Annotated in this window: 11 protein-coding genes; 4 read left to right on the plus strand and 7 right to left on the minus strand. The window is 69.9% G+C overall.

Going from position 1 to position 13,334, the window contains the following annotated elements:
- Nucleotides 1-7: 7 nt before the first annotated feature.
- Genes ACWEQQ_RS00885 through ACWEQQ_RS00895 form a run of 3 tightly spaced genes read right to left on the minus strand, consistent with a single transcriptional unit; the run spans nt 8 to nt 7,049 of the window.
- Nucleotides 8-883, minus strand: coding sequence for a transglutaminase family protein (locus ACWEQQ_RS00885; RefSeq protein ID WP_452346701.1), 876 nt, complete (start codon nt 881-883; stop codon nt 8-10).
- A complete protein-coding gene (locus ACWEQQ_RS00890) occupies nt 883-3,651 on the minus strand; it encodes a circularly permuted type 2 ATP-grasp protein (RefSeq protein ID WP_452346702.1) in 2,769 nt (922 codons plus the stop codon). Before ACWEQQ_RS00890 ends, ACWEQQ_RS00885 begins: the two co-directional genes overlap by 1 nt.
- Before the next feature lie 23 nt (nt 3,652-3,674).
- Nucleotides 3,675-7,049: a transglutaminase family protein gene (locus ACWEQQ_RS00895; protein ID WP_452346703.1), complete on the minus strand. Its 3,375-nt coding sequence runs from the start codon at nt 7,047-7,049 to the stop codon at nt 3,675-3,677.
- A 64-nt stretch (nt 7,050-7,113) separates the two neighbouring features.
- On the opposite strand from ACWEQQ_RS00895, the gene ACWEQQ_RS00900 reads away from it, so the two are divergent.
- On the plus strand, nt 7,114-7,755 hold the full coding sequence (locus ACWEQQ_RS00900; protein ID WP_452339771.1) for a hypothetical protein: 642 nt from the start codon (nt 7,114-7,116) through the stop codon (nt 7,753-7,755).
- Between the two features lie 370 nt (nt 7,756-8,125).
- Here ACWEQQ_RS00900 and recR read toward each other — a convergent pair whose 3' ends face one another.
- Nucleotides 8,126-8,734 (minus strand): recombination mediator RecR, encoded by a 609-nt coding sequence (gene recR / locus ACWEQQ_RS00905; protein ID WP_033090831.1) that lies wholly within the window; start codon nt 8,732-8,734, stop codon nt 8,126-8,128.
- 14 nt (nt 8,735-8,748) lie between these two features.
- Entirely contained in the window at nt 8,749-9,081 is a 333-nt protein-coding gene (locus tag ACWEQQ_RS00910) for a YbaB/EbfC family nucleoid-associated protein (RefSeq protein ID WP_354838861.1), read from the minus strand.
- Between the two features lie 101 nt (nt 9,082-9,182).
- Between ACWEQQ_RS00910 and ACWEQQ_RS00915 the strand changes: the two genes are divergently transcribed.
- Both ACWEQQ_RS00915 and ACWEQQ_RS00920 read left to right on the plus strand, forming a co-directional pair.
- A complete protein-coding gene (locus tag ACWEQQ_RS00915; RefSeq protein WP_452339772.1) occupies nt 9,183-9,992 on the plus strand; it encodes a MerR family transcriptional regulator in 810 nt (269 codons plus the stop codon).
- A gap of 15 nt (nt 9,993-10,007) precedes the next feature.
- On the plus strand, nt 10,008-10,361 hold the full coding sequence (locus tag ACWEQQ_RS00920) for a VOC family protein (protein ID WP_452346704.1): 354 nt from the start codon (nt 10,008-10,010) through the stop codon (nt 10,359-10,361).
- A gap of 10 nt (nt 10,362-10,371) precedes the next feature.
- On the opposite strand, the gene ACWEQQ_RS00925 is transcribed toward ACWEQQ_RS00920, so the two are convergent.
- Nucleotides 10,372-10,806: an SRPBCC family protein gene (locus ACWEQQ_RS00925; RefSeq protein WP_452346705.1), complete on the minus strand. Its 435-nt coding sequence runs from the start codon at nt 10,804-10,806 to the stop codon at nt 10,372-10,374.
- A gap of 150 nt (nt 10,807-10,956) precedes the next feature.
- On the opposite strand from ACWEQQ_RS00925, the gene ACWEQQ_RS00930 reads away from it, so the two are divergent.
- Nucleotides 10,957-11,850, plus strand: a complete 894-nt coding sequence (locus ACWEQQ_RS00930; protein WP_452346706.1) for a hypothetical protein — start codon at nt 10,957-10,959, stop codon at nt 11,848-11,850.
- On the opposite strand, the gene ACWEQQ_RS00935 is transcribed toward ACWEQQ_RS00930, so the two are convergent.
- Nucleotides 11,847-13,073, minus strand: coding sequence for an SLC13 family permease (locus tag ACWEQQ_RS00935; RefSeq protein ID WP_452339775.1), 1,227 nt, complete (start codon nt 13,071-13,073; stop codon nt 11,847-11,849). The genes ACWEQQ_RS00930 and ACWEQQ_RS00935 overlap by 4 nt on opposite strands.
- Between the last annotated feature and the right edge of the window lie 261 nt (nt 13,074-13,334).

Here is a 13,334-nt window from a genome sequence, read left to right on the forward strand (position 1 = left end):
GGGCGTGTCACTCATCGGCGCCGATGGGTGCCACATCGACCGACACGGTGATGGTCGATTCCTTGGCATCGGTATAGATGATGCCGCGCAGGGGCGGCACGTCGGCGTAGTCGCGACCCCAGGCGACGGTGACGTAGCGGTCGTCGGCGAACTGGTCGTTGGTGGGGTCGAAGCCGATCCAGTGCCCGGCGGCGCCGGGGAGCCAGACCGCCGCCCAGGCGTGGGTGGCGTCCGCGCCGACCATGCGTTCCTTGCCGGGGGGCGGATCGGTGGACAGGTAGCCCGAGACATAGCGCGCGGCCAGACCCTGAGAGCGCAGGCAGGCGATACCGAGGCGGGCGAAGTCCTGGCAGACGCCGTGGCGGGCGGCGAAGACGTCGGCGACGCTGGTGCTGACGGTGGTGGAGCCGGATTCATAGGCGAAGTCGGTGTGGATGCGCGTGGTCAGTTCCCACACCGCGTCCAGCAGCGGGCGGCCGGGCGGGAAGGATTCGGCGGCGTAGGCGGCGACCTCGGGGATGATCTCGGGCGGGGTCAGGTCGAGGGTGAATTCCACTGCGAGCGGGCCGTTCTCGGCGTTCGGGCGCGCCTGCTCCCAGGCCGGCTGGGCGGCCGGCGCGGCGGGCGCGCCGACTTCGACGAGGGATTCGCCGGTCACCTCCAGGCGGCGGTGTTCGGCGGTGACGTGGAAATAGAGGGTGGTGTTGTCGTACACGTCGGTGCCGACCGATCGGTCCGACGGCACGGGATCGACGCGAATGTCGTGGGACAGCAACCGCTGTCCCGGAAACTCGCGCGGTGTCAGGTAGGCGCGGCCGTAGGAGCTGCTGACCACGTCCGAGTACAGGTAGACGGTGCGGTGCAGCACCCGGTAGCGGCGCATCAGCCCACCACCCGGGCGGAGCCCCACAGCGGCTGGATCTCGCGCGGCACCGACAGCCGGCTCGCCTCGAAGGATTCGGAGAGTTTGCGCAGCCGCAGGTGGACGCCGTCGAGCAGCTCGGCCAGTTCGGTGCGGCGGCCGTCGGCGACGGTCTCCAGCTCGGCCGGGTCGACGCGGCGCAGCATGCGCTGGGCATCGGCCAGGAGTCGTTGCGGGCGTGAGGATCCGGAGGCCCCGGGCAGCGCCGGGAAGTCGGCCTCGAGGCGTTCCAGCTGGTAGGCCAGCGAGCGCGGGTTGTGCCCGTCGAACAGCAGCAGTCCGGCGACGGCGGCGATGCGGACCGAATCACCGTGGCGGCGGCGGTAACTCACCGCGGAGACGGTGGCCTGCAGGACCGCGTCGGTCACCACCCGGCCGACCTCCGGCGGGTAGGCGTCGGTGAGGGCGGAGGTCAGCAGGGCCGACAGCGCCAGCGCGCGCTCGACGCGCCGCCCGATGTCCATGACGTGCCACCCCGTGTCCCGCACGGTCGATTCCGCGTCGATGCCGGTCAGCGACAGCAGGGCGGACAGGGCGCGGGAGTGCACGGCCGACAGCGCCGCGCCACGATCGCCGCGCACGGCCCGGTACTCCGACAGGGCACGATCGATGGAGCCGAGCACCATCCAGGTGTCGGGTGAGAGCTGATCACGCACGGCGCGTGCGGCTTTCGCGTAGCGCTCCACGGAGAACGCGACCGAGCCGGGAACCTCGCGGTCGACGGTGAGCGAGACCAGGTAGTCGTGGTCGCGGCGGGACGCGCCGGGCAGCGCGATCGGGACGGTCGGCTCGTCGGAGTACTCGCGACGCCGCGGCGGCTGGGATCCGGATCGGGTCCGCGCAGCGGACTGCGCCTGCGGCTGGCGGCGTCTGCGCCGGAGCTCCGGCGAATCAGCTTGCACGGCGGTCGGTTTCGGCACGGCAGGCAGCTTCGGCTCGGCCGGGGTCGTGCCGGTCATGCGGGCGAGGGCGGCCATCAGGATGGGCATGGCCTCCGCGCCCTCCAGCCACGGCCGGTAGCGGTAGTCCTGGTGGCGTTCGTGGATGGCGCTGAGCAGGCGCACGGTGACCTCGGCGCGTTCGCCGTAGCGGCCCAGCCAGAACAGGTCGTTGAGCACGCGCGGCGAGCTGACCACGTCCATCGGGGCGACCGCGACGACCCGGCGCTCGCGCTCTTCGGGTACCTCGGCGGTGGCCGCGGGCACGGCCGGGACGGCGGCGGGCGCGGCGCGCACCCAGACGTCCTTGGCGGCGGCCTCTCCCACTGTGCCCTCGGGTCCGCCCTGCTGATGCAGCTGCCCCAATCCGCCCGGCATGATGCGGTATCCGACGCGTCCGGCCAGGGAGAACAGGCGGACGGCGACGGGGGCGGCGGCGAGCCCGCCGGAGCCGTCGACCGCGGGGGCGACCGAGAAGCGGGCCGGTTCCTGGCCGACCCATTTCCAGCCCTCGGTCTCGATGCGGGCCCGCCACTGCGCGCGCTGCACGGCGGTGAGGATGGGCCCGAAGATCGTGGTGCCGTCCACGGTGGAGCGCAGGATCAGGCGGTGCAGGTTGGCCGTCAGGTGGGAGCGTTCGGAATCGTCTCCACCCCAGTAGGATTCGATGCCCGGCAGGATGAGTTCCTCGTCCAGCAGCCGCCGTGACAGGCGCGGCAGGAACGTGGCCAGCGCCGGATTCTCCAGCAGTCCGCTGCCCAGGGTGTTGACCACGGTGACCGCGCCGCGCCGCAGCACCTCCACCAGGCCCACCACGCCCAGGCGCGAATCCGGTCGCAGGTCCAGGGGATCGGAGAACTCGGCGTCCACGCGGCGCAGCACCACGTCGACCCGTTCGAGCGTGCCCAGCGAGCGCATCCACAGCCGGCCGTCGCGCACCACCAGGTCGGCGCTCTCCACCAGCGGGAAGCCCAGCACGGAGGCCAGATACGCCTGATCGAAGGCGGTTTCGGAGTGCACGCCCGGGCTCAGCACCACGACCACCGGGTCCTCGTCGGCGCCCCGCGGCGCGGCCTCGATGAGCATGAGCCGCATGGCCCGCACGAACGGGGTGAGCGGACGCGGGCCGGCCAGCTCGAAGGCCTCGGGAATGGCGGCGGACACCACGCGGCGGTCGGCCAGCGCGTAGCCCGCGCCGGAAGGGGCCTGCGCCCAGTCGGCGAGCACCCGGAAGCCGCCGTCGCTCCAGCGGCTGACATCGCAGGCGTGCAGGAACAGCTGATGCCGCCCCGGCAGTGAAATACCGTGCGCGGCACGGACATAGCCGCGGTGCGCGAAGACCACCTGCGGCGGCAGCAGCCCCTCGGTGAGGGTGCGGCGCGCGCCGTACACGTCGGTGAGCACCGCGTCGAGCAGCCGGGAACGTTGCACCACACCGGATTCCAGCGCCGCCCACTCGGTGTCGGAGAGCAGCAGCGGAATCGGGTCCAGCCGCCACGGCGAGGGCGTCGCGGCCCCGTCGGAGCCCGTCAGTTCGGTGTAGGTGATGCCGTCGTCCTCGATCAGCCGCCGGACCCGGCCGTCGATGCGGTGCAGTCCGGCCCGGCCCTGCTCCAGGAAGTCGGCGGACAGGTCGGCCCACAGGCCGCGCAAGCGACCGTTGTGATCGACGAGTTCGTCGTAGAAGCCGCCGGTGGCCAGGCCGCAGGCGTCGCGGGCGCCGGTATCGGCCGCGGCGGCACGGTAATTCGCGAACTCCTCGCCGGGTGGCACTGCGTCGAGCACTGTCACCGCTACCACTTCCCCGGGTATGCCTATCGATCGCCGACGACGCCCCACACGGTCCGCGCCCGGCGCAGATCGAGTATTCCGGGCGCCCCGACGTCTGTCGCCTGTATGGCCATTTTGGCACGCAAATCGGCGATATCCACCGGGCCCGGGGTGTGCCCGGAGGATTCGAATCGCCGATTGCGCCGGGATTGCGCCACCACCGAATTCACCGGCGGCCCGGCATAGAACATGCCGCCCGGATGGCTCACGTGATACGTGCAGCCGCCGCGGGACAGGCCGGTCTGCAGCTCGACCACGTCGAAGACCAGCGGCGCGTCCACCGTGACCGTGGGATGCAGGGACTCCGGCGGCTGCCACGCCCGATACCGCACGCCCGCGACCTGCACGTCCGCCCGCCCGGCCGGGATGAGGGGCAGCGGGAAACCGTTGCAGGTCACCGCATACCGGTCGCGGTCCGCCCCGGTCACCCGGACCTGCAGGCGCTCGACCGAAGAGTCCACGTATCGCGCGGTCCCGGAGGCGGTGGTCTGTTCCCCGAGGGTGTTCCACGGCTCGATCGCCCCGCGCAGTTCCACTTCCATATCCCCGAGTACCACCGTGCCGAAGCGGGGAAAACGGAACTCCGAGAACGGATCCAGCCAGCTGGTGTCGAACTCGATGCCGTGCGCGCGCAGATCGGCCGCCACCTCGGCGATATCGGCCTGCAGGAAATGCGGCAGCAGGTAGCGCCCGTGCAGGTTGGCGCCGTGCCGGAGCAGCGGCGCGGTGTAGGGGTGCTCCCAGAACCGCAGCACCAGCGCCCGCACCAGCAGCGACTGCACCATGGCCATGCGGAAGTGCGGCGGCATCTCGAAGCCGCGCAGTTCCACCAGTCCGAGGCGCCCGCGCGCCGAATCCGGGCTGTAGAGCTTGTCGATGCAGAATTCGGCGCGGTGGGTATTGCCGGTGAGATCGGTGAGCAGGTGGCGCAGCGCGCGATCGACCGCCCAGGGCGGCGCGGCCGGCTCGTCGGGGTCGGCGGCCCGGCTCAGGCGAGCGATCTCGGCGAAGGCGATCTCCAGTTCGTAGAGCGCGTCCGCACGGCCCTCGTCGACGCGGGGCGCCTGGGAGGTCGGGCCGATGAAGCGGCCCGAGAACAGATAGGACAGCGCCGGATGCCGCTGCCAGTAGGTGAGCAGCGACACCAGCAGGTCCGGGCGGCGCAGCAGGGGCGAGTGCGCCGGGGTGCGGCCGCCGAGCGTGATGTGATTGCCGCCGCCGGTGCCGCGGTCGGTGCCGTCCACATCGAAGGATTCGGTGCTCAGCCGGGCCAGCCGGGCCTGCTCGTAGAGCGTCTCCAGCAGCCGCGACTGCTCGGCGAAACCGGTGGTGGGCTGGACGTTCACCTCGATCACGCCCGGGTCGGGCGCCAGGGACAAGGTAGGCAACCGGCCGTCCACCGGGGCCGGATAACCCTCCAGCACGACCGGCTGCCCGACCGCGGCGACCGCCTCCTCGACCCGGCGCACCAGATCGCAGAACGCGCCGAATTCCTCGACGGGCGGCAGGAATACGAACAGCCGGCCGTCGCGGACCTCGGCGACCAGCGCGGTGATCGGCGCGCGCTCGGCGGACTCCACCACCGCGGGCGGCTCATCCGCGGCCAGCGGCGGGCGCGGCGCGAACGGGTCCGCCTCGGGTCGCGGCGGTGGCGCGTTCCAGGTGACGGACCGCAGCGGCAACCGGAGTCCGGCCGGGGAATCGCCCTCCGTCAAGACGATTCGACCGCGCCGCAGCTTCCAGTCGGCGCTCGCCCACCCGGCCTCGTCGTCCCGGCGATAGAGCGACAGCACGTAGGCGGCGGGCTCGCCGACGGCGGCATCCAGCCGAGCCAGCAGCGCGCTGCGCGCCGACGCCGAATCCCCGCCGCTGTCCAGATCCTCGTCGGCACCGACCGGATCACCCTGTGGCACAGCGGCCTTGGCGGCCATCCGGAGCAGCGAATCCTCGTAGGCGGGCCGCACCTGACCGTCCGGCAGGCCCAAGCCCCGGGCGATGTGGGCGATCACCGCGCGCGCGGCCCTGCGCTGTTCGGTCGTGCCGGGTGTCGCCGCGGCGGCCTCGCCCGCGTCGCCGGCCTGCGGGAGCCAGGGATGCGCGAGCAGGTGGGGGTGCCGCCACAGTGGTTCGTCGTCGTCGCGCCAGGTCATGGCGATTTCCCAGCGCGGCAGGGGTTCTCCCGGATACCACTTGCCCTGGCGGTATTGCACCAGGCCGGTCGGGGCGTAGATGCGGCGCAGGCGCTCGGCCAGGTCGGCGGCGCGTTCGCGCTTGCGCGGGCCGTCGGCCTCGGTGGTCCATTCCGGACCGGTCTGATCGTCGAGGGAGACGAAGGTGGGTTCACCGCCGATGGTGAGCCCGATCCCGGCGGCCTCGGTGCGGGCGTCCACGACCGCGCCCGCGGCGCGGATGCGCTCCCACTGGGAATCGGTGTAGGGCAGGGTGACTCGCGGATCCTCGTGGATCCGGCGCACGGTATTGGAGAAGTCGAGGCTGGCGGCGACCGGGTCGGTGGATCCGGTGATCGGCGCCGATGAGACCGGATGCGGGGTGGCGGCCAGCGGAATGTGGCCCTCCCCCGCGAACAGGCCGGAGGTGGGGTCCAGGCCCACCCAGCCCGCGCCGGGCAGGTACACCTCGGTCCAGGCGTGCAGGTCGGTGAAATCGGCGGGCGGCCCGGAGGGTCCGTCCAGAGACGGTACGTCCTGGGCCAATTGGATGAGATACCCGGAGACGAAGCGGGCGGCCAGCCCGAACTCCCGCAGGACGGACACCAGCAGCCACGCCGAATCCCGGCACGAGCCGAGGGCGGCGCGCAGCGTGTGATCCGGCGACTGCACGCCCGGTTCCATCCGGACGGTGTAGGCGACATCGTGGCGCAGCGCCTGATTCACCGCGATCAGGAAGTCGATGGTCCGCGGCCGATCCGCCGGCGTGTGGCGGCGCACCCAGTCCCGTACCGAAGCGCCGGGGCCGGACCCGGATTCACCCTCGTCCACCGGCCGCAGATAGGGCTCGAGGTCCGCGGACAACTGCGGCGAATACCCGAACGGGAAATGCTCGGCGTGCTCCTCGACGAAGAAATCGAAGGGATTGATGGCGTCCATGTCGGCGATCAGCCCGACCACGATGGACAGTTCCGGCGTGGGCTCGTGGAAGATCAAGCGCGCCAGGAAATTCCCGAACGCGTCCTGCTGCCAGTTCACCCAGTGGTTCCCGGGGCTCACCCGCATCGAGTACGCCTCGATGGCGGTGCGGGTGTGCGGGGCTGGCCGCAGGCGGACCACGTGCGGATGGACGCGCACGGGATGGTCGAAGGAATAGGTGGTGCGATGTTCGAGGGAAACCTTGATCCCCATCTGTCCAGTTCACCATGCGAAGGCCGGGACACGCTGGAGTTTCTCCGACAGCTAGCCTGGCCGGGTGAGCTACGACCTCGTTCTGCTGCCCTCCGGAGCCGCCGTGTCCCCCGCCGAGGTGGACACGTATCTGACCGCGCAGGACGGCAGGCCGGCCGGTGACGCCGTCACCGAGATCGCGGCCGAGCTGGACGAGCGCAATGGCGAACTGCCCGAGGCGGACAGCTTCCTGGGCTCGCCCGCCGGCGACGGCGTGCTCGGCGACGCCCTGTTCGTCTCCACCCCCTACGACGCCATCGGCCATGTGCGCGGGCTGCTGTTCGAACTGGGCACCCCGCACGACTACGCGCTGTGGGACCCGCAGCTGGCCTGGCTGGTGGATCCGGCCGAATCGGTCACGGCCGCCGTCACGCACGGCGGGGCGGGCGAATTCCCGTACCTGACACGGCAACTGGTGGAGCTGTGGATTCCGGAGCTGGAACAGCCCGGTCCGTATCTGATCGTGGAAACCGGAGATCAGATCTACATCCAGACCTATCGGCATCAGGACGGGCATTACGACCTGGAATACCGGGACGGGTCCGCCGACAAGCATTTCGCCGCCACCGCGAACGACCCGCGAATTGTGGCCGATCTCATCTGGGGATGGGCCACCGGAGATCGTTCGGGATTCGCCGCACTGGATTGGCAGCGTCTCACGTTCTGACCGTCGAATAACGGACCGATTTCAATTTCCACTTCCAACCCCCCGGAATGAAGGCTGCGCACGCGCAGGAAAGCTAGCATTTCGCTAATTGCACGCGGTGTTTCCGAGCTTGTACGCATTACTCACCGAGGCGAGGAGCGAAACATGAAGCTACGTTTGTCGAAGCTACGCCCATCCTTGAAGAACGGGACCTTGCGTAAGGGCTTGGCAGTCGTGGCCGGTTTGGCGGCTACTTTCGCTATCGCCGTGGCATTGCACGCCAGCGGGGCCGGAGCCGATATCCCCAGGAACGTTCAACACATTCCCTGCCCGCAGCCGGCGGCGCTCCCCGCGCCGCCGACCTGGACATAACCCGATCCCGGTACATCACTTACAGGGCGCGCCGCCCGGAAAGGGCGCGGCCCAGGGTCAATTCGTCGGCGAATTCCAGATCGCCGCCCATGGGCAGCCCCGAGGCCAGGCGCGTCACGCTCAGTCCCGGGAAATCGCGCAGCATGCGGACCAGGTAGGTGGCCGTCGCCTCGCCCTCGGTATTCGGATCGGTGGCAATGATCACCTCGGTGACATCCACGCCGTCGTCCTGATTTCCGATGCGGGTCAGCAATTCCCGGATACGCAACTGGTCCGGTCCGATACCCGACAGCGGGTCGAGCGCGCCGCCGAGCACGTGATAGCGCCCGCGGAATTCCCGGGTGCGCTCGATGGCCTGCACATCCTTGGGCTCCTCGACCACGCAGATCATGGTGCGGTCGCGGCGCGGATCGGCGCAGATACGGCACAGTTCACCGTCGGAGACGGTGCCGCAGACGGCGCAGAACCGCACGCCGTCCCGGACCTTCTGCAGGGCCGCCTGCAGCCGGTCGATCTCCGGCGGCTCCACCGAGAGCAGATGAAACGCGATGCGCTGCGCGCTCTTCGGGCCGACGCCGGGCAGCTTGCCCAACTCGTCGATGAGATCCTGAACCGGACCCTCGTACACCTACCCAGCCCCGATCAGAGTCCGGGCAGCGCGCCGCCGCCGAGACCGCCGGCCAGCGGGCCCAGCCGCTCGGCGGCCAGGTTCTGCGCGGTCTCCATGGCGTCGTTGAGCGCGCCGATGATCAGATCCTGCAGCGTGTCCACATCCTCTGGATCGACCACCTTCGGGTCGATGGTCAGCGCCAGCACCTCGCCGGTGGCGCGGATCCGGGCGCGCACCAGGCCACCGCCCGCCTCGCCCTCGACCTCCGACTCCGCGATCTCCTGCTGCGCGGCCATGACGGCCTGCTGCATCTGCTGGGCCTGGGCCATCAACTGCTGGAAATCGAAACCTTCACCGGGCTGCACGGCGCGTCCTTCCTGGGGGATGGTGATCGCTCCCCAGCCTAGTCGGCGACGCGCGCCGCGCTGCTTGACTCTCCCCTCGCTGGAGGGTGTTCGCTAAGGGCATGACGGCAACGGTTCCGATCGGCGAGTTCTCCCGGCTCACCTACCTGACCATCAAGACGCTGCGGTACTACCACGAGATCGACCTGCTGGCCCCGGTGGCGATCGACCCGGGCTCCGGCTACCGGTTCTATTCGACCGAGCAGGTGGACCAGGCGCACCTGATCAAGCGGCTGCGCGAGCTGAACATGCCGCTGCCGGAGATCAAGGCGGTGATGGCCGCCCCGGATCAGGCGGCGCGGGACGCGGCCATCCGGGCGCATCTCGAGCGGATGGAGGCCGAGTTGGTGCGCACCCGCGATGTGGTGGCCTCGCTCCGGGCGCTGCTGCTGCCGTCGACCGGGATCAGCGTCGAATACCGTTCCGTCGCAAGCTATCCGGCGCTGGCCATGACGGCGGAGGTGGCGCGCGAGGACTGCGATGCGTGGTGTGAGCACAGCTACGGAACCATGTACGCGCAACTGGCCGCCGCGAACCTCGCACCCGCCGGACCGGGCGGCGCCACCTACGCGCCGGAGTTCTTCGAATACGACCGGGGCGAAGTCGTCACCTTCGTGCCCATCGACGAGCGGCACCGGGACCGCGTCGACGCCGGGACCGTGCTCGACCTGCCCGCCCGCCGGTTCGCCATCGCTGTCCATGCGGGCCCGTTCACCGAATTCGACCGCACCTATGGCGCGCTGGGCAGCCATGTGGCCGACCACGACACCGCGCTCGCCGAACCCGTGCGCGAGATCTACCTGGTCGGGCCCGGTGACGCCGAGCCCGCCGACTACCGCACCGAAGTCTGCTGGCCCATCGGCCGGCTCTGAAGAAGGAGAGAATCCATGGCACTGTCCCTCGGCAATATCGTCTTCGACTGCCACGACGCCGCCGCGCTCGCGGGCTTCTACGCGCAGCTGCTGGACCGCCCGGTCGACGAGGGCGCGAACGAGCATTTCGCGACCATCGGCGACGCCGCCGCCACCCCGACGTTCATGTTCGTCCAGGTGCCGGACAAGAACCCGGGCAAGAACGTCGTGCACGTCGACCTGAGTGCGGGCAGCGCCCTGACCACCGAGGTCGAGCGCGCGGTTGCCCTCGGGGCCAAACATCTCGCGGACTTCGACGAATACGGCGTGAAGTGGGCGACGCTGGCGGACCCGGAGGGCAACCTCTTCGATATCGGCGGCGAGGGCTGACCCCCGCTCGCTAGGCGAGCTCGCGCTTCAGGTTCTCGAGCACCTCGGCCTGGATCTTCTTCAGGCCGAGCGGCGCGAAGATGCCCTCGAAGATGCCGCCGATGCCGCCCGCGCCCTTCCAGGTGGTGCGCACGGTGACCAGCGAGCCGGTGCCCGAGGGGGTCACGGTCCAGGCGGTGACCATGGAGGAGTTCGAATCCCGTTCCGTCACCATGGAATCGGAGACCGAGACGGCCGCACGCACATTGCGGGAGCGCTTCTCGGTGGCCTGCAGCGTCCACTCGGCGACGGTGCCGGCGCCCTGGCCGCCCTCGACCACCTTGTAGTCGCGGTAATGCGCGGAGAGGATCTTGGGCCGCACTGTCTCGTAATCGGCGATCGCGTCGAGGGTGCGCTTCGGATCCGCCGCGACGACGATCGAACTGGAGGCGCTGACCTGTCCCACCATGTGCTCCTTAGTGATTGCGCGGGCCGACCGGCACTCTGCCCTGTTACCGCTCGGTCATGCTACGCCGCATCCGGGTGCGCCGGTTCGCTGCGCCGTGTCGGGTCGGCCACCTATCCTGGGTGCACTACTGCGGGGGAGGACGCGGTGATGACGCGGTTCGTGACCTGGATCCGGCTCAATATCGACGGTGTCGTGACGCTGGTCGTGGCGGCCACGGCCATTGTGGTCGAGACCTTCGACAAGTTCGCCAATCTGAACGCGGTGAGCGGAGCGACGCTGCTCGTGCTGAGCCTGCTCGCGCTCACCCTGCTGCGCGACCGCAATCGGACCTCCCGGCTGGTCCGGGAACTGGCGGCGGTCCGGCTGCTGCACGGCGCGGAGATCGATCAGGCGCACGCGCGGGCCCGGCGGGACACCGACAACTGGATCTACAAGGGCGGCACCGGAACCTATCTGCGCGCGGTGACGCTGCCGTATTTCCTCGGGCGGGCGCGGGACGAGAGCCACCTGCTGAATCTGCGGGTGGAGGTCCTGGACCCGGGCAATGAGCAGCTGTGCCTGGCGGACGCGCAGTACCGCAATTCGCTCCAGCCGCAGGGCGATGCCGGCGGGCGGCCGTGGACGGCCGACCGCATTCGCAAGCAGTCCTACGCCACGGCGCTGGCCTGCGCCTGGTATCGGCAGCAGTCGGAGTTCCTGACCGTCGAACTCGGGCTGTCGTCGACGCTGTCGACCTACCGCTGGGACATGTCGGACAACGTGGTGATCATGAATCAGCGCGGCTCGAAAACCCCGGCGCTGCTGTTCGAGCGCGGCAAGCCCCAGTATTCGGATTTCACCCGGGAATTGGCGGTGAGCTTCAAACAGGCCCAGCCGGTGCAGCTCAGTCGCGACGCCGATCTGCGGCCGCCGAGCGAGCCGACGATCGGGCAGGTGCGCAGACTGCTGGAGAGCCTCGGCCTACCCCTGCCCGCCGTGTACACCGACGACGACGTCATCGAGATCGTGGAATACGCACTGCGCCCGGTGCATACGTTCTAGCCGGTGAGCAGCAGCCCCGCGGTGGCGGCGGCGGTCGCGGCCACCGCCAGCACCAGGCCGGTCAGCAGGAACCGGCGCATGGGGACCCGTACCGCGTGGGTGCGGCAGAACTCCAGGCACAGCAGCGTGGCCAGGGAGGCCCACGGGGTGATCACCGGGCCCGCGTTGGTGCCGATCAGCAAGGCCAGCAACTGGTTCCGCTCACCCGGGGAGATCACGGCCTCGCCCGCGGTGTAGGCGGGCAGGTTGTTGACGACATTGGACAGCGCCGCGCCCGCACCGGCGGCCCGGAACACGCTGGGACCGCTGGAGTCCTGCCCGATCAGATGATCCATCACCGTCGACAGGCCGTGCGCGGACAGCGTGGGCACCACCAGGAACAGCCCGGACACGAAAACCAGCAGCTGCCAGGGAAACAACGACAGGCGCAGCGCCGACCGGTCGCAGATGGCGAAGGCCAGCACCGCGATGGCCGCGGCCACCGTGGCCGCGATCCCGATCCGATCCCCCACGAACGGAATGGCCAGCACGAACAGCACACACGCGCCCCCGGACGCGTACAGCAGCACCCGTTCCCGCAGATCCGCCGGGCGGATCGGCTCCGGCACCACATACCGGTCGGCCCCGCGCTGCGACCGCCGCCAGTACCACCACCACAGGCACAGCATGGTCACCGCGATCGAAAGCAGTTGCGGCAGCCACATTCTGGCTGCGAAACCGGTCGCGTCCAGTGCTACCCGATCCGCCGCCAGCAGATTGGTCAGATTCGACACCGGCAGCAACAGGCTCGCCGTATTCGCCAGCCACAGCGTCGTCATGGCCAGCGGCAACGGCGGAATCCGCGCCGGCCCCGCCAGCGCGATCATCACCGGTGTCAGCAGCACCGCGGTCGTATCCAGATTCAGCACCGTCGTCGTGGTCGACGCGAACAGCACGCACAGCAGGAACAACCCGGCATAGTTCCCACCGGCAATGATCGCCAGCCGATGCGCGATCACATCGAACACCTTGGCCCGCCGAGCCAGATTCGCCAGCACGATCACACTGCCCAGAAACAACAACAACGGCGCGATCCGCCGCATGTTCTCCGCCGCCTCATGTCGTGGCAGCAGTCCCGTTGCCACACAGAGCAAGCCGATGATCAGCAGCCCGATTCGAACTGAATCCAGCACACTTGGCCGCCACGAGCCCGTCGGCCGTTCCACCTCTTCCGCGCTACGCATGTCGCTTTCCCTTGGGGTGAGGCCGCTTTCGACCGCGGAGCGCCGAGATCAACTCCGCCACGCTGATGATCGCCGCAGGGCGCTGACCTGGCTCGACGCCACGAATCGCGGCCAAAGTGATCACTGCTGCTGCCACGGCCATGACGGCCTGCACGCAGGCGGCCGCTGGAACGAGTACTTGGAACGCGCTCATCGGTGATCGGATTCCAGCTGTTCGGGCATTGGCCAATGATCGCAGGATCGGCGGGAGGGTCGCACCGG

It is taken from the genome of Nocardia sp. NPDC004123, from assembly GCF_053603795.1.

Coding starts and splice junctions, on each gene's coding strand:
- ACWEQQ_RS00885 (WP_452346701.1), bottom strand. CDS start 883: ATGCGCCGCTACCGGGTGCTGCACCGCACCGTCTACCTGTACTCGGAC.
- ACWEQQ_RS00895 (WP_452346703.1), bottom strand. CDS start 7,049: ATGGGGATCAAGGTTTCCCTCGAACATCGCACCACCTATTCCTTCGAC.
- ACWEQQ_RS00915 (WP_452339772.1), top strand. CDS start 9,183: ATGACGGCAACGGTTCCGATCGGCGAGTTCTCCCGGCTCACCTACCTG.
- ACWEQQ_RS00920 (WP_452346704.1), top strand. CDS start 10,008: ATGGCACTGTCCCTCGGCAATATCGTCTTCGACTGCCACGACGCCGCC.
- ACWEQQ_RS00930 (WP_452346706.1), top strand. CDS start 10,957: ATGACGCGGTTCGTGACCTGGATCCGGCTCAATATCGACGGTGTCGTG.
- ACWEQQ_RS00935 (WP_452339775.1), bottom strand. CDS start 13,073: ATGCGTAGCGCGGAAGAGGTGGAACGGCCGACGGGCTCGTGGCGGCCA.